24 protein-coding genes and 1 pseudogene are annotated in these 24,279 nt (G+C 69.5%); 7 read left to right on the top strand and 18 right to left on the bottom strand.

Features of this window, described 5'->3' with window-relative positions; all coding sequences use genetic code 11:
* The first annotated feature begins 203 nt into the window (after positions 1–203).
* From ICN82_RS13440 to ICN82_RS13430, 3 genes are read left to right on the top strand one after another with little or no spacing between them, the layout of a single operon-like run.
* Positions 204–632, top strand: coding sequence for a YeeE/YedE family protein (locus ICN82_RS13440; RefSeq protein WP_193183679.1), 429 nt, complete (start codon positions 204–206; stop codon positions 630–632).
* Complete coding sequence (locus ICN82_RS13435; protein ID WP_193183638.1) at positions 629–1,066, top strand: DUF6691 family protein; 438 nt, start codon at positions 629–631, stop codon at positions 1,064–1,066. Before ICN82_RS13440 ends, ICN82_RS13435 begins: the two co-directional genes overlap by 4 nt.
* A 9-nt stretch (positions 1,067–1,075) precedes the next feature.
* Positions 1,076–1,501 (top strand): TIGR01244 family sulfur transferase, encoded by a 426-nt coding sequence (locus tag ICN82_RS13430; protein ID WP_193183636.1) that lies wholly within the window; start codon positions 1,076–1,078, stop codon positions 1,499–1,501.
* A 17-nt stretch (positions 1,502–1,518) separates the two neighbouring features.
* On the opposite strand, the gene ICN82_RS13425 is transcribed toward ICN82_RS13430, so the two are convergent.
* The 11 genes from ICN82_RS13425 to ICN82_RS13375 all read right to left on the bottom strand — a co-directional run bounded on the left by ICN82_RS13425 (position 1,519) and on the right by ICN82_RS13375 (position 12,713).
* Positions 1,519–2,643 (bottom strand): FliM/FliN family flagellar motor switch protein, encoded by a 1,125-nt coding sequence (locus ICN82_RS13425; RefSeq protein ID WP_193183633.1) that lies wholly within the window; start codon positions 2,641–2,643, stop codon positions 1,519–1,521.
* Between the two features lie 109 nt (positions 2,644–2,752).
* Positions 2,753–5,434, bottom strand: a complete 2,682-nt coding sequence (locus tag ICN82_RS13420) for an ATP-binding protein (RefSeq protein WP_193183623.1) — start codon at positions 5,432–5,434, stop codon at positions 2,753–2,755.
* Positions 5,424–5,768 (bottom strand): hypothetical protein, encoded by a 345-nt coding sequence (locus tag ICN82_RS13415; protein ID WP_226898482.1) that lies wholly within the window; start codon positions 5,766–5,768, stop codon positions 5,424–5,426. The genes ICN82_RS13420 and ICN82_RS13415 overlap by 11 nt, the downstream gene beginning before the upstream one ends.
* Positions 5,765–6,133, bottom strand: a complete 369-nt coding sequence (locus ICN82_RS13410; RefSeq protein ID WP_193183621.1) for a response regulator transcription factor — start codon at positions 6,131–6,133, stop codon at positions 5,765–5,767. Before ICN82_RS13410 ends, ICN82_RS13415 begins: the two co-directional genes overlap by 4 nt.
* Positions 6,134–6,202: 69 nt before the next feature.
* A complete protein-coding gene (locus ICN82_RS13405; protein ID WP_193183619.1) occupies positions 6,203–7,498 on the bottom strand; it encodes an XRE family transcriptional regulator in 1,296 nt (431 codons plus the stop codon).
* Positions 7,499–7,673: 175 nt separating this feature from the next.
* Complete coding sequence (locus ICN82_RS13400; protein WP_193183617.1) at positions 7,674–8,342, bottom strand: phosphoribosylanthranilate isomerase; 669 nt, start codon at positions 8,340–8,342, stop codon at positions 7,674–7,676.
* Positions 8,343–8,346: 4 nt separating this feature from the next.
* Complete coding sequence (locus ICN82_RS13395; RefSeq protein WP_193183615.1) at positions 8,347–8,715, bottom strand: LapA family protein; 369 nt, start codon at positions 8,713–8,715, stop codon at positions 8,347–8,349.
* A 12-nt stretch (positions 8,716–8,727) separates the two neighbouring features.
* Entirely contained in the window at positions 8,728–9,015 is a 288-nt protein-coding gene (gene ihfB, locus ICN82_RS13390) for an integration host factor subunit beta (RefSeq protein ID WP_193183613.1), read from the bottom strand.
* 277 nt (positions 9,016–9,292) lie between these two features.
* The gene (gene rpsA / locus ICN82_RS13385; protein ID WP_269142410.1) at positions 9,293–10,999 is read right to left on the bottom strand and encodes a 30S ribosomal protein S1; all 1,707 of its coding nucleotides are present in this window, start codon (positions 10,997–10,999) and stop codon (positions 9,293–9,295) included.
* 214 nt (positions 11,000–11,213) lie between these two features.
* Positions 11,214–11,843 carry a nitroreductase family protein gene (locus tag ICN82_RS13380; protein ID WP_193183609.1) on the bottom strand — a complete coding sequence of 210 codons (630 nt, stop codon included), beginning with the start codon at positions 11,841–11,843 and terminating at the stop codon, positions 11,214–11,216.
* Positions 11,844–12,101: 258 nt separating this feature from the next.
* Entirely contained in the window at positions 12,102–12,713 is a 612-nt protein-coding gene (locus ICN82_RS13375; protein WP_193183607.1) for a (d)CMP kinase, read from the bottom strand.
* A 179-nt stretch (positions 12,714–12,892) separates the two neighbouring features.
* Between ICN82_RS13375 and ICN82_RS13370 the strand changes: the two genes are divergently transcribed.
* Complete coding sequence (locus tag ICN82_RS13370; protein ID WP_193183605.1) at positions 12,893–13,255, top strand: hypothetical protein; 363 nt, start codon at positions 12,893–12,895, stop codon at positions 13,253–13,255.
* Between the two features lie 7 nt (positions 13,256–13,262).
* On the opposite strand, the gene aroA is transcribed toward ICN82_RS13370, so the two are convergent.
* The gene (aroA, locus tag ICN82_RS13365) at positions 13,263–14,606 is read right to left on the bottom strand and encodes a 3-phosphoshikimate 1-carboxyvinyltransferase (RefSeq protein WP_193183603.1); all 1,344 of its coding nucleotides are present in this window, start codon (positions 14,604–14,606) and stop codon (positions 13,263–13,265) included.
* 97 nt (positions 14,607–14,703) lie between these two features.
* Complete coding sequence (gene trmB, locus ICN82_RS13360; RefSeq protein WP_193183601.1) at positions 14,704–15,420, bottom strand: tRNA (guanosine(46)-N7)-methyltransferase TrmB; 717 nt, start codon at positions 15,418–15,420, stop codon at positions 14,704–14,706.
* Between the two features lie 256 nt (positions 15,421–15,676).
* Here trmB and ICN82_RS13355 point away from each other — a divergent pair, with 256 nt between their 5' ends.
* Positions 15,677–16,156 carry a hypothetical protein gene (locus ICN82_RS13355; protein WP_193183599.1) on the top strand — a complete coding sequence of 160 codons (480 nt, stop codon included), beginning with the start codon at positions 15,677–15,679 and terminating at the stop codon, positions 16,154–16,156.
* A gap of 95 nt (positions 16,157–16,251) precedes the next feature.
* On the opposite strand, the gene pgi is transcribed toward ICN82_RS13355, so the two are convergent.
* The 4 genes from pgi to ICN82_RS13335 form a co-directional block, all read right to left on the bottom strand.
* On the bottom strand, positions 16,252–17,862 hold the full coding sequence (gene pgi / locus ICN82_RS13350) for a glucose-6-phosphate isomerase (RefSeq protein ID WP_193183597.1): 1,611 nt from the start codon (positions 17,860–17,862) through the stop codon (positions 16,252–16,254).
* Positions 17,863–17,871: 9 nt separating this feature from the next.
* Positions 17,872–18,537, bottom strand: coding sequence for a 6-phosphogluconolactonase (pgl, locus tag ICN82_RS13345; protein WP_193183595.1), 666 nt, complete (start codon positions 18,535–18,537; stop codon positions 17,872–17,874).
* A complete protein-coding gene (gene zwf / locus ICN82_RS13340; protein WP_193183593.1) occupies positions 18,534–19,985 on the bottom strand; it encodes a glucose-6-phosphate dehydrogenase in 1,452 nt (483 codons plus the stop codon). The genes pgl and zwf overlap by 4 nt, the downstream gene beginning before the upstream one ends.
* Before the next feature lie 314 nt (positions 19,986–20,299).
* Positions 20,300–21,331, bottom strand: coding sequence for a ligand-gated ion channel (locus ICN82_RS13335; protein ID WP_193183591.1), 1,032 nt, complete (start codon positions 21,329–21,331; stop codon positions 20,300–20,302).
* A 138-nt stretch (positions 21,332–21,469) separates the two neighbouring features.
* Between ICN82_RS13335 and ICN82_RS13330 the strand changes: the two genes are divergently transcribed.
* Positions 21,470–22,753 (top strand): O-acetylhomoserine aminocarboxypropyltransferase/cysteine synthase family protein, encoded by a 1,284-nt coding sequence (locus ICN82_RS13330; RefSeq protein WP_193183589.1) that lies wholly within the window; start codon positions 21,470–21,472, stop codon positions 22,751–22,753.
* A 51-nt stretch (positions 22,754–22,804) separates the two neighbouring features.
* Here ICN82_RS13330 and ICN82_RS13325 read toward each other — a convergent pair whose 3' ends face one another.
* Positions 22,805–23,512: an SIMPL domain-containing protein gene (locus tag ICN82_RS13325; RefSeq protein WP_193183587.1), complete on the bottom strand. Its 708-nt coding sequence runs from the start codon at positions 23,510–23,512 to the stop codon at positions 22,805–22,807.
* Between the two features lie 120 nt (positions 23,513–23,632).
* Here ICN82_RS13325 and ICN82_RS13320 point away from each other — a divergent pair.
* Positions 23,633–24,279 (top strand): annotated as a pseudogene (locus ICN82_RS13320) (hypothetical protein); the annotation flags it as partial.

The following is a 24,279-nucleotide window of genomic DNA, read 5'->3' as shown; positions in this document are numbered from 1 at the left end:
TGAGATCCGCGCGGCATGTGCCGCGCCTGCCCGTCCCCTGCGGCCCCGGCCTCTGCCGTCCGGATGCGCCGCCGTCACGATGCCACAATCCTGCCCGATTCCAAACCGCCCGGCCTTGCGCAGGATCAAGTCGACGCGCATTGAGCACGCATTCGACATCGCTTATGCCTCCGGCGCGACCGGATGCGGAAGGAACGGGCATGATGCAGGCGGAATGGGCGGCCGGGCTGGCCGGAGGGCTGATGATCGGGGCGGCGGCGGTGCTGCTGCTTTGGGGCAACGGGCGCATCATGGGGGCCAGCGGCATCCTGGGCGGCGCGGTGGACGGCAGCGGGCGGGCCGATCTGGGCGAAAGGGCGGCCTTTCTCGCCGGGCTGGTCGGCGCGCCGCTGATCGTGGTGCTGATCCGCGGCGGCGCACCGCAGATCACCCCCGTGGACAGCCCGGTCCTGCTGATCCTGGCCGGGCTGCTGGTGGGCTTCGGCACGCGGCTGGCCAATGGCTGCACCTCAGGGCACGGGGTGTGCGGCATCTCGCGGCTGTCGCGGCGCGGGATCGCGGCCACCGTAGCCTATCTGGCGGCTGGAGGGATCAGCCTTCTGGCGGTGCGTCACCTCCTGGGGCTGTCATGAACGCGCGGCACCTGGTCGGCCTTGTCTCGGGCGCGCTTTTCGGACTGGGGCTCATGGTTTCGGGCATGACCGATCCGGCGAAGGTGCTGGGATGGCTGGATGTCTTCGGCGCCTGGGACCCGACGCTGGGTTTCGTGCTGGGCGGCGCGGTCCTGCCCATGGCGGCGGCCTGGCGTCTGAGCGCCGGGCGCCGGCCGCTTCTGGCGCCGCGCTTTCCCGCCCCGCCGCCGCAGGTGATCGACCGCCCGCTGATCGCGGGATCGGTGCTGTTCGGGACGGGCTGGGGCATGGCGGGTCTCTGCCCCGGCCCGGCCCTGGCCTCGATCGGCTACGCAGACCCGCGCCTGTGGCTGTTCACCGGATCGATGATCGCCGCGATGGCCCTGATGCCGCGGCTGCGGCGCAGGCTGGACGCAGGGCCGGCGACAGGCTAGATCAGGGCCATGCAGATCGCTCATCTCACCCCCGATTACGCCGTTTCGCCGCAGATCTCGACCGAGGACGTGGCCGCCCTGAAAGCGGCCGGGTTCACCACCGTCATCTGCAACCGTCCCGATCATGAAGTGCCGCCCGGCCTGCAGGCCGAGGCGCTGCGCGCCGCGGTGGAAGCCGCCGGAATGACCTTCGTGCACAACCCCGTCGAGGGCGGCACGCTGGGAGAAGAGGCCGTCCCCGTCCAGCGCGAGGCGCTGGAGGATGCGCAAGGTCCGGTCTTCGCCTATTGCCGCTCCGGCAACCGGTCCTCCGTGGCCTGGGCCCTGGCCATGGCGCCGCGGATGCCGGTGGACGACATCCTGGCCGCCGCACGCGCCGCGGGCTATGACCTGGGCGGCCTGCGCCCCTATCTGGACGCCGCCGCCCGCGGCTAGGCCGGGGCGGGGCGCGGTCACTCGATGGTTTCGGGCATGTCGTCCAGATCGTCCATGTTGAGCCCGCCCAGATCCATCGCCGGGAAGTCGCCGTCCAGCTCGGGCAGCGCCTCCCCCGCTTCGATCGCGTCGAAATCCAGCGGGGGCATCTCCTCCGCCGCGCCCTCGTCGAAGGCGGGCATCTCCAGGTTGCCCGGCGCGGCCATCGCCATCGCATCGACCATCCCGGTATCGGGCAGCGACGGCGCGCCCGGGTCCCCGGGGCTTTCCGGCGGGCCTGACGGGGCGCCGGGCAGGTCCTCGACCATCACCGCACGATAGCCATCCAGATCGCCGAGCCGCCCGGAAAAGACCTTCTGCCCGTCCGCGGTCTCCAGCACGGCGCGGCCGAGCGCGCCCGCGGGCAGTCGGATCAGCGATCCGGGCTGCAATGCCCGCAATTCGGCCACCGTCATCTGCGCGCGATGCAGCACGGCCGTCATCTCGATGTCGCAGCCCATCACCGCGGCTTCCAGCGCGCTGCTCCAGGCGCGGGCACGGTCCTCGGCGCCGTGATCCTCCAGCGCGGCAACCGGCTCCAGGCTCATGTCGTCCCAAGGCACGAGGATGCAGATCTGGCCAAGCCGCGTTCCCAGCGCAATATCCGTCTCCATCACCAGCATGCGATAGGGCACGTCCTCCATCGTCACCGGCAGACGGCGCAGATCCTCGATCTTCTCCTCGGGGACGAAACCGGTGGCCCAGTCCGACGCCGGATGCCCGACCAGCCGCGCGGCGAAGACGGTCATCATCATCACCAGGAACCGGCGGCACAGCAATGCATCGGTGCGCGTCGGCAGCCGGTCCGGCACGGGGCCGCCATTGACATGGCCGGTGGTCAGCGACTCGGTGATGGCAAAGACCAGCCCCCGGTCCAGCGCGATCAGCCCGCGCTTGCCGCGCGGGCCCGAGAGTTCCAGCACCAGCGCGGCTTCGGGAAGCTGGTCGGCCACCTTGTCGATGGGCAGCTTCAGCTCCTCCAGTCCCGAGCCAGTCACGACCTGCTGCAGCACTTCCTGTCCCGCCTTGGCCAGGGCCAGGCGCAATGCCTTGGCCGGGCTCACCTCGCCGAATTCCGGCGGGGCGCGCCCGGCAAGGGTCATGCTGTGGATGATTCTGGCGTGGGTTTCGTTCGACATCGGCCGGAAAGGGTTGCTGTTGCAGCAACCTGCCCCGAACGCAGTTACCAAAGGTTAAAGCCGCGCGGCTCTTTCAGGCGGCACAGGCGGAAATATCCAGCGGCAGCGTGACGCGGAAGGCCGCCCCGCCCTGGCCGGGCAGATAGGCGATGGACCCGCCGAGCTTCTGCAGGATCTCGCGGCAGATCGCCAGGCCCAGCCCGGCACTGCCGGCCGCGGACTGGTCGGACAGGCGGGAGAACTTCTCGAAGATGACGCCCTGATCCCGCGGCCGGATGCCGCTGCCATTGTCGATGAAATCCACCGTGAGCCGGGCGCCGTGGCGCTGAACCACGATGCGCAGCTGCGGCTCGTCGGCATCGCAATACTTCCGGGCATTGGCGATGATGTTGATGAAGACCTGCGCCAGCCGGTCGGCATCGGTGCGCAGCACCACATCCTCCTCCAGTATCTCGCGGCGCACGGCCAGCCCCGCCCCCGGCCCGACGGAGCCCGTCGCCGCCACGGCCCGCCCGATCAGGTCGCGCAGCCGCACCGTCTCGCAGTTCAGCGGCGCCTGCCCGTGTTCCAGCACGCTGAGATCCAGCAGCGCGTCCAGAAGCCGGGTCAGCCGCTCCGCCTCGTCATGGATGATCGCGGCAAACCGCTGCCGCGCCCCGGGATCCATGCCCTCGCCATCCATCAGGATCTCCGAGAAGGACCGGATCGAGGTCATGGGCGTGCGCAATTCATGGCTGATCTGGCCGAGAAAGGAATCCTTCTGCACCGACAGTTCCGTCAGCTTGCGGTTCGCCTCGCGCAGCTGCCGCGCGGTGCGGCTCAGCTCGTCGGACTTGGCCTGCAGCTGGATGGAATGTTCGAGGATCTGCGCCGCCTCCCCCGCGACGGCCATCAGGTCCTCGACCGAGACGGCGGTGCCGATCGCGATCTGGCCGATCATCGCATGCGCCGTGGCGGCGCCGACCGACCCGGCCAGTTCCCGCTCCAGCCGGTCCAGGAAATCCGGGGAGGTATCCGGCAGGAACCCCGCCTTGCCCTGCCGCCGCGCTTCCCCGGCGAACAGGTCCTGCGCCTGGCGCGGACCGAGGATCCGCTGGGCCATGATCAGCAGGTCCTCCGCCTCCGCGCGCGACTGGCTCCAGCCGCGCGGCCCCTGGGAATGATCGTAGACATTGACGAACTGCGCCCCCTGCAAGCGTTCCAGCGGTGCGGGAAAGGCGGTGATCGAGCCCAGCAGGAAGGCGGTGCAATTGGCCGCCATGGACCAGATCACCGCATGCACGACCGGGTCGAGCCCCTCGATGCCGAACAGCGCCTGCGGACGCAGCCAGCCGATGCCGAAGGGCCCCTGGGCGAAAAGCCGGTCCGGCAGGATGACGCCATGGCCGAAACTGGGCAGGAACAGCGTATAGGCCCAGACCGCCGCCCCCAGCAGCACCCCCGCCGCCGCGCCGCGCCGCGTGGCGCCGCGCCAGAAGATGCCGCCCACCGCGGCGGGCATGACCTGCACCACGCCGACGAAGCTGATGATGCCGATCGCCGCCAGTTCGCGCCCGCCGCCGGACCAGACGTAATAGACATAGCCCAGCCCCAGCACCCCGGCGATCGCCAGCCGCCGCGCGCTGAGCAGGACCAGCCGCAGGTTGCCCGGCGCGCCCTTGCGCAGCGACAGCCACAGCGGCAGCACGATATGGTTGGAAATCATCGTCGCCAATGCGATCGCCGCGACGATCACCATGGACGTGGCCGAGGAGAAGCCGCCGAGAAAGGCCAGCAGCGCCAGCATGTCCTGCCCGTGCGCCAGCGGCAGGGTCAGCACGAAGAGGTCGGGATTGGCCCAGGAGGGCAGTTCCGACATGCCCACCGCCGCGATGGGGATGACGAAGACGCTCATCAGCGCCAGGTAGAGCGGGAAGGCCCAGGAGGCCGTGGCCAGGTGGCGCTCGTCCTCGTTCTCCACGACCAGCACCTGGAACATCCGCGGCAGCACCAGGAGCGCCGCCCCCGAGACGAAGATCAGCGCAAGCCAGCGGCCGCGATCCAGCGGGATGCGCGCCAGGGAGGAGGCGTCGATGCGCTCGGCCACCGGACCGATCCCCCCGGCCACCCCCCAGACGATGAAGATCCCCACCGCCAGAAGCGCGAAGAGCTTGACCAGCGCCTCCGCCGCGATGGCCGTCACCACGCCGTGATGGCGTTCGTTTGCATCGACATTGCGCGTGCCGAACAGGATGGCGAAGACCGCCATGCCCCCGGCCACCCAGATCGCCGTGGGCCTCTGGTCGGGCACCGGGAAGCTTCCGGGCGCGCCCTCGGCGAAGACGCCGAAGCTGAGCGTCACCGATTGCAGCTGCAGCGCGATATAGGGCGTGGTGCCCACCACCGCGATCAGCGTGACGATGCCGCCCAGCATGGCGGATTTGCCGTAGCGCGAGGAGATGAGGTCGGCGATGGAGGTGATCCGCTGGGACCGGCCGATCCGCACCAGCTTGCGCAGGATCCACCACCAGCCGAACAGCACCAGCGACGGGCCGATATAGATCGTCAGGAATTCCAGCCCAGAACGGCTCGCATAGCCGACCGCGCCGTAGAAGGTCCAGGCGGTGCAATAGATCGACAGCGACAGCGTGTAGACCAGCGGCGAGCGCAGCCAGCGCACCCCGCCGCGGCGCGCGCGGCGCTCGGCCCAGTAGGCGATGCCGAAGAGGAAGCCGACATAGACCAGCGAGACCGAGACCAGCAGGTCAAAGGACATCCGCCCCCCCCGCCCCGTCCGAAACCCCTTCAGCGGCCTCGCCGCCGGTGCGCGCCGGGGGCGGCGCCGCCGCGGCCAGGCGCGACCGCAGCCGCTGCGAGATCAGCGCGGTGACCGCGACCAGCCCGCCCCAGGCGAGAAACAGGTAGAGCCCCCTGCCCGCCAGCGCGACCTGCCCCGGCGCGCCCTGCGCCTCCGGCTGCGGCTGCGGCCAGAGCAGCGGCACCAGGAACAGCATCAGCCCGAAGACCGGCACCACCCGCGAGGCATCGATCAGGCGCCTGTGCCGGTAGGACTGGCGCTCCAGGAAAACCGGCGGGCGCGCGGCGCTCATGACGCGACCAGGCTGTTGAGCGTCTCCAGGACCTCCTGGTTGGAGAAGGGCTTGGTCATGAAATGGCTGACCCCGAAGCTTTCGGCGCGTTCCCGGTCGCGCAGCTGGCCGCGCGCGGTCAGCATCATGACCGGCAGGCGGCGCGTGCCGGGATCGGCGCGCAGGTCGCGCAGGATATCGTAGCCCGAGCGTCCCGGCAGCATCACGTCCAGCACGACCACGTCGGGCCGGGCCCGGGACACGGCCGCGACGGCGGTGGCGCCATCGGCATGGCTGGAGACCGTCCAGCCGTCCCGCGCCAGGATGAAGCGCATCGCCTCGGTGATGTTGGGTTCGTCTTCGATCAGCAAGACATGCCGTCCCATCCTCGCTCCTCCGCGGGCTGGCCCGTTCTCATTCGTCGCCGCCGGTTATCCCCGCTTTGCCGCGGCCTGTCAAAGCCCCGGGGTCATGACCGAGGGTTCGCTGCGGGCCGGACACTCCGCCAGCACGCAGACCCGGCAGGCGCTGCCCACCGGAAGCGCCCCGGCCCCGTCGCCGCCGGGCTGCGGCAGCAGCGCCATCCAGCCCTCGGACAGGCAGGGGCCCTCCGCCCCGAAAGGCCAGCGCGGCTCGGCGACGGCGAAGGCCCTGACCGGATTGCCGCTGCCGGAACTGTGCAGCAGCTGCCGCGAGACCAGCCGCCCCGGGGCCCCGAGCGCCTCGTAGAGCGGCCAGAGCGCGCAGGCGGATCCCGTGCGCGGCACCAGGAAGCCGCTGGCGGGCTTGCGCAGCGCGATTGCGCCGCCGGGCTCGCAGACCACCAGCCCGACCGGGTCCTGGCCCGGAACCGGCGGCGCGGAGGCCAGGCGCCGCAGGACCAGCGTGACCGGCAGGCCCCGCGCCGCGCCCAGCCGCGCCTGCGCGGCCTGCCCCCTCTCCAGCGCGGCGATCACCTCGTCCAGCGGCAGCAGCGCGGCCTCGCGGCGATAGCGCTCCAGCCAGGCGCGGGTCAGCGACCGCCCCGGCGCGCTCATGCCGGCAGCGTCATCCAGAAGCGCGGCCACGGGCGCCCCGGCCTCCAGCGCAGGGAAATGGAACCGGTGGCGTTCCAGGAAAAGCTCCAGCTCTCCCCAGGGCGTGGCGGGTTCCGCGCGCGCCGCGCCCGCGCCGTCGAGAAAGGCGGTCAGGGCCTGGGCGCTTTCGGCCAGGGCCAGGCTGTCGCCCTGCAGGTTGCGATGGAAGCGGCGCTGCCAGGCCTCGTCGATATCCTCGGTTTCCACCAGGATGGAGGCGGCGGAGCGGATTGCCGTGGCCTTGGAGAGAACCTCGTGCATCGCCGATCCCAGGCGCGGATCGTGGCTGAGCCGGTCGCTGAGTCCCTCGATGCGATCCTGCAGCTGCTCGATGCGGCGATGCTGGTCGCGCACCAGCGCCGCCCAGCCGGGAAAGCGGCCGGTGAATTCGTCGATCCGGCCCGTCTCCGCCCCGGCCCCGGGCAGGTCGGCGGCGGCCTGGCCGAGCTGATCGACAAGCTCGGCCCCAGCGCCGCGGGTCAGCTGCGCCACATCGGCGCCCAGGGCGCGGGCGATCTCTGCAAGCAGCCTGCCCGCGATGCGGCGGCGGTTATGCTCGATCAGGTTGAGATAGGAAGGGGAGATCTCCACCGCGCGGGCAAGATCCGCCTGTTTCAGTCCCAGCAGGGTGCGGCGTTCGCGGATGCGCGTGCCGGTCAATGCGCTGCGCGCCATGTCGGTCCTTTCGCGCGGCTGCCTTCCGGCGCCATGCTAGCCCCCGGGCGGGGCCGAAGGCAATCCGGTCGCAGCCCGCGCCGGAGGCAGATGTCCCCGGCGCCGGGGACTGCGCCCCCGTCCCCGCGGACCGGCGGGCGGGGCCTTGCGGCCCCGCGGCCGCCCGGCCCCGGCCTCAGCGCAGGCAGGGTGCCGGTTCCCCCCCGGAAGCGGTCCGCGCCGCCGCGACGAAATCCGCGACCTTGCGCGCGTCCTTCACGCCCGGTGCCGATTCCACGCCCGAGGAGACATCCACATTCGGCGCGCCGGTCAGCGTCACCGCCCGGGCCACCGTCTCAGGGGTGAGCCCCCCGGCCAGCATCCAGGGCCGGGAGAAGCGCTTTCCGGCCAGCAGCCGCCAGTCGAAGGCGAGACCGTTGCCCCCCGGCAAGGCCGCCCCTGCAGGCGCCTTGGCATCCAGAAGCAGCATGTCCGCCGCATCCTCGTAGCGCGCCACCCCGGCGACATCCTCCGCCGACGCAATCCCCAGCGCCTTCATCACCGGCAATCCGAACCGCGCCCGCACCTGCGCGACCCGCTCCGGGCTCTCGCGGCCGTGAAGCTGCAGCATGTCGAGCGGCACGGCGGCAAGGAGCGCCTCGAGCATCGCGTCATCGGCATCCACCGTCAGGGCGACCTTGCAGATCCCCGCGGGCACCTGCAGGGCAAGCCCTGCCGCATGATCCGCGGCGAGATTGCGCGGCGATCTGGCAAAGAAGACGAAACCGACATAGGCCGCCCCGGCCCGCGCGGCGGCCTCCACCTGGCCGGGTGCGGTCAGCCCGCAGATCTTGACCCCGGTCATCGCGTCAGCGGGCCGTGCCGCTTTCCTCGACCATGACGAGGACCGGATCCTTGCCCGCATTCTCGCGGGCCTTCATCTTGCGGACCTCGGCCTGGAGCTCCGCCTTGGATTGACGGCCCTTCGCGGCCTCGTGGCGGTGCTTGTGCTCGCGGAACCATTCCCAGAAGAAGCCCAGGATCAGCCCCAGCGCGAGGAAGCCGGTCGCCACCGCCCAGAGCGGCACGCGGATCGGTCCCATGATCGCGTTGAGCCCGACGAACCGTTCCAGCCCCTGGGGCAGGATCACCAGCTCGACGATCTGGCCATTGGCATAGAAGATGGTGATCAGCGGAATCGCGACGAGAATGGCGAGAGCGATCTTCAGATAGCGCATGGGTGTCCGGTCCTAGTCGTCTTCGGTATTGAGGCGGTCCCGCAGGAGCTTGCCCGTCTTGAAGAATGGCACATGCTTCTGTTCGACCTCAACCGCCTCGCCGGTGCGCGGGTTGCGGCCGATCCTCGCGTCGCGCTTCTTGACCGAGAACGCCCCGAAGCCGCGCAGCTCCACCCGGTCGCCGCGGGCCATCGCCTCGATGATCTCCTCGAAGATCGTGTTCACGATCTTCTCGACGTCGCGCTGATACAGATGCGGGTTCTCGTCGGCTATTTTCTGGATCAGTTCCGACCGGATCATCAAGTCCCTCCTCAGCGCTGCCGCCCAGTTCCGCGACCCTACAGGGAATCGCAAATATGCAGGAAGGAGTTTCGCCGGTAATCCCCAGAAATAGCAAGGTAAACCAGATGCATGGCGCGGGTTTGGCGCAAATCGCGCCTCCGGGACGCCGCGGAACGCCCGCCTGCCCCGGCGGCAGGGCGCCTGCAGGGACCCGATTCGCGCCACTCCGCCCGCGCCCATGAAAAAGGGCGGCCCCGCGAGGAGCCGCCCCTGATGCCGTCCGATCCGGGATGGATCAGTTGTCGCCGCCCTTGAGGGCCGCGCCGAGAATGTCGCCGAGCGACGCGCCGGAATCGGAGGAACCGTACTGTTCCACGGCTTCCTTCTCTTCGGCGATCTCGCGGGCCTTGATCGACAGGCCCAGGCGACGCGAACGGGCGTCGATATTGGTGACGCGCACGTCGATCTTGTCACCGACCTGGAAGCGCTCGGGGCGCTGGTCGGCACGGTCGCGGGCCAGGTCGGAGCGGCGGATGAAGGACTTCATGCCCTCATATTCCACCTCGACGCCGCCATCCTCGATCGCGGTGACGTTCACCGTGATGATCGCGCCGCGCTTCACGCCGTCGATCGCCTCGGCGAAGGGGTCGCCGCCCAGGGCCTTGACGGAGAGCGAGATGCGCTCCTTGTCGGTGTCGACCTCGGTGACCACGGCCTGGACGACATCGCCCTTGCGGTAGTTGCCGATGACATCCTCGCCGCGGCCTTCCCAGGTCAGGTCCGACAGGTGGACCATGCCGTCGATTTCCTCGTCGAGACCGATGAACAGGCCGAACTCGGTGATGTTCTTCACCTCGCCCTCGACCTGCGTGCCGACGGGATGGTTCTCTTCGAAGACTTCCCACGGGTTGCGCATGGTCTGCTTCAGGCCGAGAGAGACACGGCGCTTGGCGGAGTCGATCTCCAGCACCATGACTTCCACTTCCTGGGAGGTGGAGACGATCTTGCCGGGATGCACGTTCTTCTTGGTCCAGGACATTTCCGAGACGTGAACGAGACCCTCGACACCCGGCTCCAGCTCGACGAACGCGCCGTAATCGGTGATGTTGGTGACGCGGCCGGTATGGACGGTCTCCAGCGGGTATTTCTGTTCCACCGAATCCCACGGATCGGCCATCAGCTGCTTCATGCCGAGGCTGATGCGGTGGGTTTCCTTGTTGATCTTGATGACCTGGACCTTGACGGTCTCGCCGATCGACAGGATCTCGGAGGGGTGGTTGACGCGGCGCCAGGCCATGTCGGTGACGTGCAGCAGGCCGTCAACACCGCCCAGATCGACGAAGGCGCCGTATTCGGTGATGTTCTTGACGACACCGTCCACCGCATCTCCCTCGGAGAGCTTGCCGATGACCTCGGCGCGCTGCTCGGCGCGGGACTCTTCGAGGATGGCGCGGCGCGACACGACGATATTGCCGCGGCGGCGATCCATCTTGAGGATCTGGAACGGCTGCTTGAGACCCATCAGCGGGCCTGCATCGCGCACCGGACGGACATCGACCTGGCTGCCGGGCAGGAAGGCCACGGCGCCGCCGAGATCGACGGTGAAGCCGCCCTTGACGCGGTTGAAGATCGCGCCCTCGACGCGCTTCTCTTCGGCATAGGCCTTCTCGAGACGGTCCCAGGCCTCTTCGCGGCGCGCCATCTCGCGGGAGATCACGGCCTCGCCGCGGGCATTCTCGGCCGCGCGCAGATAGACCTCGACCTCGTCGCCGACGGTGATGTCGGGGGTTTCGCCCGGATTGGCGAATTCCTTCAGGTCGACGCGGCCTTCCATCTTGTAGCCGACATCGATGATCGCCTGGCCGGCTTCGATGGCCAGCACGCGGCCCTTGACGACGTGGCCTTCGGTCGGGGTCTCGAGTTCGAAGCTTTCATTGAGGAGGGCTTCGAATTCCTCCATGGATGCGTTCGCCATGTGGCTGTGGTGTTCCTTACATGTCATGTTGCTGGCCGAACGGTTGTCTCCGCCGGTCTATCGGTTGGTCTGTCGCCTGTGGGACGCGGGCCACACATAAACAAAACGGGCCGGAGGCGACCCCGACCCTGCCCTTGCCCCGGCTCTAACGGCCTTCGACGCGCGCCTTTTACGGCGGATCGGAAGGAAAGGCAAGCGCAGGCGGCATCGAACCGCCTGCGCTTGCCCCGCGGTCCCGCCGTCAGGCCAGAACCGTGAACAGCTCTTCCGCGGGCTTGCGGACCTTGGACATGCCCTGCAGCCAGTCGCCCTCGGCGGCGCGCACGCCCAAGGGCAGCAGCGTGACGGAGCGCAGGCCCTTCGCGCGCAGGCCGAGGATCTCGTCGACCTTGGAGGGATCGAACCCTTCCATCGGGGTGCTGTCGACCTCCAGCTCGGCGGCGGCGGCCAGGGCGAAGCCGAAGGCGATATAGGCCTGGCGCGCGGCATGGTCGTGATTCACCGCCTCGCTGCGCGGCAGATACATGCCCTTGAGCCGGTCGTAATACGCGGTCAGCGTCTCGGAGGCGCCGCGCGCCTCCAGATTGGCTTCGAGCACCGCGTCGATGCGCGCGGCGGTGTAGTTGTCCCAGGCCGCGAAGACCAGCAGGTGCGACCCGTCGGTGACCTGTGCCTGGCCGAAGGCGGCCTCGCGGATCTGCGCGCGGATCCCGGGATTGGCGACCACGAAGACCTCGAAAGGCTGCACCCCCGAGGAGGTCGGCGCGAAGCGGATCGCCTCCAGGATCTTCTCCACCTTCTCTTCCGGCACGGATTGCGAAGGATCCATCTTCTTGACGGCATAGCGCCAGGAAAGCTTGTCCAGCATCACTCGAACTCCCGATCTGAACGGTTGGCGCCCGTCGGCGGACGCTTTCCCCGGAAAACTGATGCCGCGGCGCGGCGGGGGCAACCCCGAGACCGCGCACAGGAGGGTTGCGAAAATGCGGACAGGCTCGGCCCGGCGCCGGGGTGATGCCGCCGTCCCCAGCCAACCCCGGCCGGGGCGTCAGCCGCGGTGCCGCTCGCGCCACGGAAAGGAGGCTTGCGGCGCAGCCCCCGGGACCCGGGCCCGCCGCGGGGCCGCCGCTCAGATCGGCAGCTTGGCGATCACGGCCGCCCCGGCCATCTCGATGGCCTCGTCGATGGTCAGCTCGGACGTATCCAGAAGCAGCGCCTCCGCCGAGGCCGACATCGGGGCCGTGTCGCGCCCGGCATCGCGGCGGTCGCGCGCGCGCAGATCCGCCAGGACCTCCGCCACCGTCAGGGCGGCGTCCTTGCGCGACAGTTCCGCATGGCGCCGTGCGGCGCGCACCCCGTCCGTCGCCGTGACGAACAGCTTGACCTCGGCATCCGGGCAGATCACCGTCCCGATATCGCGCCCGTCCAGCACCGCGCCGCCGTCGCGACGGGCGAAGTTCTTCTGGAAATCCAGTAGCGCGGTGCGCACCTTCGGCATGGCCGCCACGCGCGAGGCGACCTGCCCCACCTCGGCGCTGCGCAGGTCGTCGCGGCGCAGATCCGCGGATTGCAGCGCCAGCGCCGCACTCAGCGCCTCCTCGCCCTCCATGACGCGGCGCGCCGTGGCCCGGTAGAGCAGCCCGGTATCGAGATGGCCGAATCCGAACTGCGCCGCCAGCGCGCGCGCGATGGTTCCCTTTCCGGCCGCGGCCGGGCCGTCGATGGCAACGGTGAATTTCATGAGCGGTTCATCCCTGCTGTACGGCAACACCTATCCGCACGTGCATAGGCCCAGAGACCCCCGTTCCGCAATGCCGCGGGTCGGGAATACCGCAACATGGAATACCGCAATGTCCCGCGGACCCGATTCCCTGATTTGCTGCGGGGGCAGTTCCGGTCCAGAGGGGGAAGGTTTCAGCCATGGGAACACTCAATGTCACCGAATATCGCGTCGGCACCAATCGCAGCCGCACGAATGCCAATGCCCACCGCTTCTTTCTCAGCCTGTCCGGCGCCTCCGCCTCGGGGCCTGTCTCGGCGGCGGTCATCTATTTCTGGCCGGTGAAGCCAGCCGACACGGTCGGCTATGTGGCCGGATCGCGGCTGGTCGGGATGCTCGACGACAGCGATTTCCAGTACTGGTACGACATCCTGCGCAACGAGGCGCCGGTCCGCGTGACCTATGTGGAGAATTCCGACCCGTCCGAGAACAGGGTCTGGCATATCAGTGTCGGCACCACCGACGAAGGGGTCGGCGAGGGGCCCGAAGACCCCGACGCCTGATCCGGGGTCAGCCTTCGGCCAAATCCGCGCCGAGCGCGGACATCAGCGGCACGAAGATCGGGAAGGACGTCGCGATCGGCGCGGCATCATCGACCGAGACCGGGCGTTTCGCGGCCATGCCGAGGCAGAGGAAGCTCATCGCGATGCGGTGGTCCAGCCGGGCCGCCGCGGTGCCGCCGCCGGGCACGCCGCCCGGCCCCATGCCATGGACGATGAACGTGTCCTCGTCCTCCTCGACCGTGACGCCCATCGCCTCCAGCCCGCGGGCCATGGCGTCGATCCGGTCGCTTTCCTTGACGCGCAGTTCCTTGACGCCCTTCATCACCGTGACGCCCTCGGCATTCGCCGCCAGCACCGACAGGATCGGGTACTCGTCGATCATCGAGGGCGCGCGCTCGGGCGGCACCTCGATGCCCTTCAGCGCGGAATGGCGCACGCGCAGGTCCGCCACCGGCTCGCCCCCTTCCAGCCGCTCGTTCTCAAAGGTGATGTCCGCGCCCATCTCGATCAGGGTCCGGAACAGCCCCGCCCGGGTCGGGTTCAGGCCGATATTGGGCACGAGGATCTCGGATCCGGGCACCAGCACCGCGGCGGCCACCGGGAAAGCGGCCGAGCTGGGATCGCGCGGCACGGCGATGGTCTGGGGGCGCAGCTCGGGCCGGCCGGTCAGCGTGATCACATGGCCCTCGGGGGTCGCCTCGGTGGTGATCTCGGCGCCGAACCCCGCCAGCATCCGCTCGGAATGGTCGCGGGTGGCTTCCTTCTCGATCACCACGGTCCGGCCCGGCGCGTTCAGCCCGGCCAGCAGCACGGCGGATTTCACCTGAGCCGAGGGCATCGGCGTCGTGTAGGTGACGGGCACCGGATCGGCCGCGCCGATGATCGTCATCGGCAGCCGCCCGCCCTGCCGCCCGAAGGACTGCGCCCCGAACAGCGCGATCGGATCGGTGATCCGCGCCATCGGGCGCGAGCGCAGCGAGGCATCGCCGGTGAAGGTCGCGGTGATCGGAGAGGTCGCCATCGCCCCCATGATCAGCCGCACGCCGGTGCCGGAATTGCCGCAATCGATCACCTGGTCGGGCTCGGCGAAGCCGCCGACGCCCACGCCATGGACCGACCAGGCGCCCTCGCCATGGCGCGTCACCTCGGCGCCGAAGGCCTGCATCGCCTTCGCGGTGTCCAGCACGTCCTGCCCCTCGAGCAGCCCGGTGATCCTGGTCTCGCCCACCGCCATCGCGCCGAGGATCAGCGAGCGGTGCGACACCGACTTGTCGCCGGGAACGTCGGCCGTGCCGGTCAGCGGCCCGCAGGGGCGCGAGGTCATCGGGGTAGCGGGGCCGTGGGATGCCATGGATCGTCTCCTGCGTTCTGGTCGGATGGGGGTAGCGCATGCCCCGCCCCCGGTCCACCGGGAAAGCGGGACGCGGCGGCGGCCGGACCCGGCCGGCTCAGATTCGGCGGAAGGTCAGGTAATGCGGGGTCCGGTCCTCGCGCAGCGCCTTCTGTTCGTAGCGCGTGGAAATCCAGTCATCCCACGGCCTGCGCCAGTCATCCGGTCCCTCGGCCAGCCACTCGAAATTCGGGTCGGGCATCAGTTCTTCCAGCGTCTGGCGGACATAGTCGGGAATGTCGGTCGCCACGCGGAAGATCGCGCCGGGTTTGAGAACCCGCCCCAGCGGGTCGAGGTAATCGCGGGTGACGAAGCGGCGGCGATGGTGCCGCTTCTTCGGCCAGGGATCGGGATACAGAAGGAAGGCGCGATCGATGCAGGCATCCGGCATCAGGTCGAACAGGTCGCGCACGTCGCCGGGATGCACGGCGAGGTTTTCCACCCCCGCCTGCCGCACCTTGCCCAAGAGCATCGCGACACCGTTGATATAGGGTTCGCAGCCGATGAAGCCGACCTGCGGGTTCAGCGCCGCCTGATGCACCATGTGCTCGCCGCCGCCGAAGCCGATCTCCAGCCAGACGGGCCGGTCGCCGAAGCGCGCGGCCGGGTCGAACCTGTCGAGCCGGTCCTCCTCGCGCCGCGAGATGCCCTCGAGCGACAATTCCGCCAGATCCTCGTCCAGATAGCCGCGCTGGCTGTCGCGCAGGTGCTTGCCATGGCGACGCCCGTAGAAATTGCGCCAGCCGTCCTTCGGTATGCTCTGATCCTGTCCCATGGCGCGCGGGATGCGCGAGCGGCGCGCCAAGGTCAAGACGCAAAGCCGGGGCGCGTCCCATCCCGTCGCGCATAGACGGAGGCATCCTCCGCTTGCAAGGAAGATCACGCCCAGTTGATGTGCACATATGAACATCAGTCTGGGCCATTCGGGTAGTTTCGTTCCTCAGCGCGGAGCCCTATCTCCCCGCTTGTCCAAGGCGGCACGACACCCGCCACCAGGCGCCGGGTTCCGGCGCAGTACCAAGGAAACGACCATGACCAGTAAATTTGCAGCCATTGCCGCATTCGCCCTCGCCTCCTCCGGCCTCATCGGCGCCGCTTCGGCAGGCCAGCTTGCCGGATCGCTCGGCGTCGATGCCGACCGCCTCAGCACCGCCGAGCTGGTGGCGCTGAAATCCGCGCAGGAGGCCGGCGATCTCGACCGCGCCGCCTTTATCCTCGACGGTGCCGCCCGCGGCGACGTGACCGCCTCCGACCAGCTGGCCGCCAGCCTGGGCGTTGCCCCCGGCGCCTATACCGCCGCCGAGCTGACCGCGCTGAAGAATGCCGTGGAACGCGACGAGGCCGACCGTGCCGCCTTCGTGACCGGAAGCACCGCCGTCACCTCGCGCGATGCAGCCACCAACGGGGCGGGCGACCAGCTGGCCCGCGCGCTGAACGTCGAGCCGGGCAGCCGCAGCACCGCGGAACTGGCTTCCGCCTATCTCGACGCGACGGGCGCCGGCGACAGCTGACAGAACGCCACCTCCAATGGCGGAAACGCCCCCCATCCGGGGGGCGTTTTTTCGTGTCTGGCCCTGCCCCGCACCTGCCCGGCCGTAGCGCAGGCTCAGCCGTGGCTGCGCATGAAGGCCACGAGCTGAGCGGTCGAGCCGTCCTTGCCCGCGCCATCCGCCTTGCCCTCCAGGATCGGTCCCATCGCGCTGGCCAGCTCCTTGCCCAGCTCCACGCCCCATTGGTCGAAGCTGTTGATTCCCAGGATCACGCCCTCGACGAAGACCCGGTGCTCATACAGCGCGATGATCCGGCCCAGCATCTCCGGGGTCAGCTGCGGATAGGCCAGCATGGTCGAGGGCCGGTTGCCCGGGAAGACCCGGTGCGCGGCCTGCCGCTCCAGCTCGGCACCCTCGAACCCCGCCTTTTCCATCAGCGCCCGCGCGGATTCCATCGACCGGCCAAGCAGCAGGGCCTCGGCCTGGGCCAGGCAGTTGCCGATCAGCAGGCGGTGATGATGGGCCAGCTCGGGCTCGTGCCCCTTCGCCGCGACCATGAATTCGCAGGGAACCACGCCGGTGCCCTGGTGGATCAGCTGGTAGAAGGCGTGCTGGCCGTTGGTGCCGGGCTCGCCCCAGACGATCGGGCCGGTCACGGTCGCGGGCGCCGTGCCGTCCATGCGGACCGACTTGCCGTTCGATTCCATCTCCAGCTGCTGCAGATAGGCCGGCAGCCGCGACAGCCGCTGGTCATAGGGCAGCACCGCGCGCGAGGGATAGCCGCAGACCTGGTGGTGCCAGATCCCCACCAGCGCCAGCAGGACGGGCAGGTTCTCCGCCAGGGGCGCGGCGCGGAAATGCGCGTCCATCTCGGCACCACCCTTGAGGAAGGCGCGGAAATCCTCCGCCCCGATGCCGATCATCAGGCTCAGCCCGATGGGCCCCCACATCGAATAGCGCCCGCCCACCCAGTCGGCAAAGCCGAAGACGCGCGACGCATCGATGCCGAAGGCGGCCGTCCTCTCGGCCGAGGTGGAGACGGCGGCGAATTGCGCGGCCGGGTCGGCGACCTTCTGCGCCATCCAGGCCTTCGCCGTCTCGGCATTGGTCATGGTCTCGATGGTGGTGAAGGTCTTGGACGACACGATCACCAGCGTCGTTTCCGGGTCCAGCCCGGCCAGGGTCTCGGCGATCTGCGCCCCGTCCACGTTCGACACGAAATGCAGCCGCGGTCCGTCGGCCCAGGGCGACAGCGCGATCGCCGCCATTGCCGGGCCCAGATCCGAGCCGCCGATGCCGATATTGACCACGTCGGTGATCGCCCCGCCCTGCCCCTGATAGGCACCCGAGCGGACCTGTTCGGCGAAGGCGCAGCAGCGCTCCAGCGTGGCGCGCACCTCGGGCATGACATCCTCGCCATCGACGATGACGGAGGCATCGGGATTGCGCAGCGCGGTATGCAGCACCGCGCGCCCCTCGGTGTCGTTGATCTTCTCCCCGGCGAACATCGCCTCGCGCCGCTCTGCCACGCCGCGATCCTGCGCCAGCGCGATCAGCAGCGCCATCGCCTCCGCGTCGATCGACGTCTTGGAATAGTCGAACAGCATCTCGCCCAGCGACGCCGAAAACGTCCCTGCCCGGCCGGGATCGGCGTCGAACAGCGCCTTGATGCGGGTGTCCATGGTGGCGGCGCGATGCGCCTTCAGCTTCTGCCAGTACTCGGACATCTCAAACTCTCACTCTGCCCAATGGATGGTCGCGTCGCCCAGCACCGTACGGATCGGCGCGGCGGCCGCATCGTGAATCGATGCCGCAGTCTCCAAAGCGGCGCGCTTTTCCTCGCCCGCGATCAGCACATGCGTCGACATGGCGCCCTTCAGCACCCGCCCCGACAGGGTCAGCCGCGGCTCCAGCCCGTCCCGCGGCGTCATCCGCACCACGGCGGGCGCATCCTCGGCCAGCGCGGCGGGCAGTTCCGGCGCCCCGGGAAACAGCGAGGCGGTATGCATGTCCGTCCCCATCCCCAGCAGCAGCAGGCTCAGCGGCAGATGCGTCTCCACCTCGGCCTGCAGCGCCTCCAGCCCGGTTTCGGGATCGATGGCGAAGGAGACGAACCGCGCCGCCGCCGCCTTGCCGGTCAGCAGGCGGTGGCGGATCAGCCGCGTGTTGGACCGCTCCGATGTCTCGGGGACGCAGCGTTCGTCGCCCAGCATGACGGTGACATTCGCCCAGTCCAGGTCGACATCGCAAAGGTTGTCGAAGACCGGCCCGGGCGTGGTGCCGCCGGGCACCGCCAGGCTGGCCGTGCCATTGGAGGCCAGCGCCGCGCGCAATTCCCCGGCCATCATGTTGGCCACGTCGATCATCATCATCTCGCGGTCGGGATAGGTGATCAGGTTCATGCCTTGATCTCCCGCCAGGCCCGCCCCGAGCGGTGCAGCAGCGCCAGCGACTGGTCCGGTCCCGCGCTGCCGGGTTCGTAGGGGATGGGGCGGTCGTGCTTCTCTTCCCATTCCTTCAGGATCGGGTCGGTCCAGGCCCAGGCCGCCTCCACCTCGTCGCCGCGCATGAACAGGGTCTGGTTGCCGCGGATCACGTCCATGATCAGCCGTTCATAGGCATCCGACCCCGCCGCCTCCTGGCCGAAACGTTCGGCGAAGGTCATGTCCAGGGGCACGTCGATCAGCCGCATCCCCCCCGGGCCCGGCTCCTTGATGGTGACGCGCAGGTCCATGCCCTCGTTGGGCTGCAGCCGGATCACCAGCTGGTTCGGCATCCCCCCCGCATCGGCATCGAAGATCGAATGCGGCGTCGGCTGGAAGGTGATGACGATCTCCGACAGCCGCGCCTTCATCCGCTTGCCGGTGCGGATGAAGAAGGGCGTGCCCTTCCAGCGCCAGTTGGAAATCGACAGCTGCATGGCGATGAAGCTCTCGGTTTCCGAGGCGTCGTTCTCGACATCGTCGAAATAGCTGGGCGTGTCGGACCCGGCGGCATATTGCCCGCGCACGGTATGTTCGCGCGTCGCCGGATCGAGCGCGCGGATCACCTTCAGCTTCTCGTCGCGCACCGCGTCGGGGTCGAATTTGGCCGGCGGCTCCATCGCGATAAGGCACAGAAGCTGCATGATGTGGTTCTGCACCATGTCGCGCATCGCGCCGGAATGGTCGTAATAGCTGCCGCGCCCGCCGACGCCCACCGTCTCGGCGACGGTGATCTGGACATTGTCGATATACTGGTGGTTCCACAGCGGCTCGAACAGGATGTTGCCGAAGCGCACGGCCATCAGGTTCTGGACCGTCTCCTTGCCCAGGTAATGGTCGATCCGGTAGATCTGGTCCTCGGCGAAATGCGCGGCCAGCTCGGCATTGAGCGCCTTGGCCGAGGCCAGGTCATGGCCGAAGGGCTTCTCCACCACGATGCGGCTGTCGCGATGGGCCAGCCCGTGGGTGCGCAGCCGTTCCGCGATGTCGCCGAAAAGCGACGGGCTGACGGAGAAGTAGAAGGCCCGCACGACGCCTTCGCGCAGCTTGGGCTTCATCTCGTCCCAGCCGCCTTCGCCGCGGGCATCGACGCTCTGGAAATCCAGCCGATCGAGGAATCGCGCCACATCCGCGGGCGCGCAATCGCCGGGGGCCAGGAACTCGTTCAGCGCGGCGCGCACGAAGGCGCGATAGCCCTCGGCGTCCATCTCGCCGCGCGCGGCGCCGATGATGCGCGCCTCGGGCGGCATCTGGCCGGTGGCAAAGCGCCGGTAGAGGCCCGGCAGGATCTTGCGGCGCGCCAGATCGCCGGTTCCGCCGAAGATGACCAGGTCGAAATCCTCGACCGGAATGATGCGTGCTGCCATGATCCTGCCCCACCGCTTCTGCCCCGTCTCGGGACGGGGTCGTTGCAACCTGTGCCGCGCCGCCGCCCCGGCAAGGGGATGCGACATGCTCTGCCGGTCCCCGCAGGCGGGACATGCCGGTCCGGGGTGCTGCGTCCAGCGGGAAATGCGCCCCTGAACAGACCCTCCGGACGGCTCCGGCGCGGGCATGTTACCGCTAAAGGAAAGCGCCGCGCAACGATCGCCCTTGCGACCCGTGGCCACTGTGGGCCGGGAGGCGGCGCTTGGCAACCGGGGCCGGGCACGCGCGGCGCCGGGCGGCGGGGCGGGCGGGCCTATAGCAGGCAGATCACCGCCCATCCGCCGAAGAGCAGCACCGGGAACAGCCAGCGCGACACCCGGTCCAGCCTGCGCGCCCCGCGCTTGTCCGAAGGACGGCCGTCCCAGCCCTTGTTCATCAGCCAGGAGACCAGCGATTCCGCCATGGACAGGAAGACCAGCCCGACCGCCCAGATCAACATCTTGTCCATCAGCGTCAGATATCCCAGCTGCGGCAGCTGCCCCGCGATCGACAGCGAGAAGGCGATGGCGGTCAGCATCGCCGTGGCGCCCAGCCCGATGCGGAACTCGAACCGTTCCGGCGACCCCCAGAAGATCGCCCAGGACATCGCCACCACGAAGCTCAGCGGCAGCAGGATGCGATAGATGTAATAGGTCGCCTCGCGCTCGGCATGCAGGGTCAGGCTTGCCACGCTGGCGGGATGGTCGAGGATCGTCAGCTGCTGGGGCTGCGCGGAAAGCGAGGCGCCGCCGATCTCCCAGCCCTCGACATTCAGCCGCGCCGCGATGCGCGGCGGCACCTCGGCCGGGACCAGCACCAGCTCGTCGGCCGTCAGGTCCGGCGCCAGCACGCGGATCTCGAAATCCTGCCGGTCGAAGGGGAAGCGGTCGAGCCGGTGATAGGAAGAGATCCAGCCGGTATAGCGCTGGACATAGCGCACCCGCCCGCCCTCGCCGACGGAGACCTGGTTGCGGGTGATGCGGAACGCCTCGCGCAGCGACGCGGAATTGCCCAGCAGCACCGGCGGGAACCACACCTCCGCCACGCCGAAGCGGCAGCCCGCCTGCCCCGCCAGCCGCGGATCCGTCCATTCCATGATCATCCGCAGATCGACATCGATATTCTGGTCCACGTCATTGACGCCCAGGAAATCCGCCAGGGCAAAGCCGATCGTGACCTCGGTCGGTCCCTCCCCGGGCGGACGCTCGTCGGTGCGCATCTGCGGCGGCAGGCAATCCGCCAGGGCCAGCGCGGGAAGGAAGGTGATCCACAGAAGCAGGGCCAGGCCCCCGAATTGCCGTCGCATGATCCCTCCGAAGCGGCCAGTGCGCGAGCTATCCACGAAGCGCGGGCGCCGCGCAATAGCCCTCGGCATCATGGCAGACGCGGCCGTTGCTTCCCCCGGGGCAAGCGCCTAAGCCTTGGCCGTCAAGGGAGGACACAGATGACAGATGCACCCGCCTACGGTTTCGACACGCTGCAGGTCCATGCCGGCACCCCGCCCGACCCGGCCACCGGCGCGATCCAGACCCCAGTCTATCAAAGCACCGCCTACCAGTTCCGCGATGCCGCCCATGCCGCGCGGCTCTTCAACCTGGAGGAAATCGGCTACATCTACTCGCGCCTGACCAATCCGACGGTCTCCGCGCTGGCGGCGCGCATCACCGCGCTGGAAGGCGGCGCGGGCGGCATCTGCTGTTCCTCGGGCCATGCCGCGCAGATCATGGCGCTGTTTCCGCTGATGGCGCCGGGGCGCAATGTCGTGGCCTCCTCGCGGCTCTATGGCGGGACGGTCACGCAGTTCAGCCAGACCATCCGCCGCTTCGGCTGGGAGGCGAAATTCGTGGATTTCGACGATCCCGGGGCCATCGCGGCGGCCATCGACGGCGACACCCGCGCGATCTTCTGCGAGACCATCGCCAATCCGGCGGGGCATGTCACCGATCTGGACGCGGTGGCGGCGGTTGCCGCCGATGCGGGCCTGCCGCTGATCGTCGACAACACCTCGGCCACGCCCTGGCTGTGCCGTCCCTTCGATCACGGTGCCACGCTGGTCGTGCATTCGATGACGAAATACCTCACCGGCAACGGCACGGTGACGGGCGGCGCCGTGATCGACAGCGGCCGCTTCGACTGGGCCGCCTCGGACCTCTTTCCCTCGCTCTCGGCGCCCGAGCCCGCCTATCACGGGCTGACCTTTGCCGGGCTGGGCCCGATGGCCTTCACCTTCCATTCCATCGCCGTGGGGCTGCGCGACCTGGGGATGACGCTGAACCCGCAGGCCGCGCATTACACCCTGTGCGGGATCGAGACGCTGAGCCTGCGGATGGCGCGCCATGTCTCCAACGCGCGGGCGGTGGCGCAGTGGCTGGAGGCCGATCCGCGGATCAGCCGCGTCAGCTATCAGGGGCTGGCCTCCTTTGCCGGGCAGGAGCGGGTCTCGCGGATCTGCCCGCGCGGTCCCGGCGCGCTCTTCACCGTTGGCGTGAAGGGGGGCTACGAGGCCTGCGTGGCGCTGGTCGACCGGCTGACCCTGTTCGCCCATGTCGCCAACCTGGGCGACACGCGGTCGCTGATCATCCACCCCGCCTCCACCACGCACCGCCAGCTGAGCGAGGCGCAGCAGGTGGCGGCGGGCGCCGCGCCGGACATGGTGCGGATGTCGATCGGCATCGAGGATCCGGCCGACCTGATCGCCGATCTCGACCGGGCCCTGGCCGCCGCCTGAGCCGCGGAGGCCGGGCGTCGGGGGCCGCGCCGCGGGCGGCCCCCTGCGGCGTCACTCGCCGAGGGCGAAGATGATCGTCACCCGTTCCGTCACATTCAGCGATCCCGGCGCCACCGGCATCGCGCCGTCCGACATCACCATGCGGGCGCTGTATTCGGGCCGGACCGCGCCTGCGCCTTCCTCGCGGATCGACAGGATCGCCCCGCGGCTGCCGCCCGCCGCCTCGGCGATCACGGCGGCCTTGGCCAGTGCGTCCGTCACCGCCTCCCTGCGGGCATCGTCATGCGCCATCGCCGGGTCCTGAAGCGCGAAATCCAGCCCGCGGAACGTGTTGGCCCCCTCGCGCACGACGCTGTCGAGAATCCCGCCGAGCCCGTCCAGGTCGCGCACCGTCACGCGCAGCGTGCTGCCCGCCTCGAAGCCCAGGATGCGCGGGGGACGGTTCACGTCATCGCGCGGCGTCTCGTAGACCGGGTTCAGCGTCAGCCCGGCGGTCTGCACGTCTTCCGGCGCGACGCCGGCCTCCGCCACGACGGCCAGCACGGCCGCGATCTTGTCCGAGGCGGCCGTCATCGCCTCCTCGGCGGTCATGCCCTGTTCCTCGACGCCCAGGGTGACCGTCGCCATGTCCGGCACCACCTGGATCTCGCCCGTGCCCGTCACCGCCAGCTCCGCCTGGCCCTGGGCATGGACCGCTGCGGGCGCGATCAGCGCCCCGGCCATCGTTCCCATCAGCGCCGCTGCCATTACCTGCCGCATTTTCTTGCCTCCCGGGAGTTTTCCCCAATGCAGTGTTTACCGGATATAGTGTCGGCATACCCGAACATGCTATATGGAAGAAAAACCAAGCCTGCCGAAAACCAGGCATAGAGCGGAAACATGCGACCGAACCTGGCCCTGTCCCTGTCCACCTCGGAGGTGGTCCTTTATGTCAGCAGCGATGACGGCTGGCAGCGTCTCGGCCGTGTCTCGCTGGAGGGCCGCAATCTGGGGCTCCAGATGGCCGTCCTGCGGCGCATCGCCCAGAGCTTCTCCGACAGCGAGGCGCTTGATTCCCTGATCTGCATCCCGGCCGACCAGGTCATGTGGCGCAGGCTGGATGCCGATGGCGTCGGCGCCGCGCCCGGGCAGGTCGCGGCGCATATCCGCCGCATGCTGGAAGACGCCACCCCCTACCCGGTCGCGGAGCTGCGCATCGACTGGCGCCGCAGCGGCGCGGGGATCGACGCGGCCGCCCTGCCCGCGCAGACCCTCGCCGAGGTCGAGGAATTCTGCGCGGCCCATGGTTTCCGCCCGCTCGGCGTCGCCGCCCTGCCCGCCGCGGACGATCCCTTCGAGGGGACCGCCTGGTTCGGGCTGGGGGCCGCGCCGCCTGCCCCGGACGGGCGGGAGGTGGTGGCCGCCCCGCATCCGGGCAATATCGTCACGCTCGACACCGCGCTGCCCATGGCGCCCGCGGAACCGGCCGGGCCCGCCGCGGAGCCTGTCCCGCCTCCGGCCCCGGCCGCGCCGCGACCGGGGGTCCC

Origin of the sequence: Mangrovicoccus algicola (genome assembly GCF_014903745.1) — a bacterium.
GTDB lineage: Bacteria > Pseudomonadota > Alphaproteobacteria > Rhodobacterales > Rhodobacteraceae > Mangrovicoccus > Mangrovicoccus algicola.
Note: the sequence above shows the minus strand (reverse complement) of the source record. Positions and strands in the feature narration are given on the sequence as shown.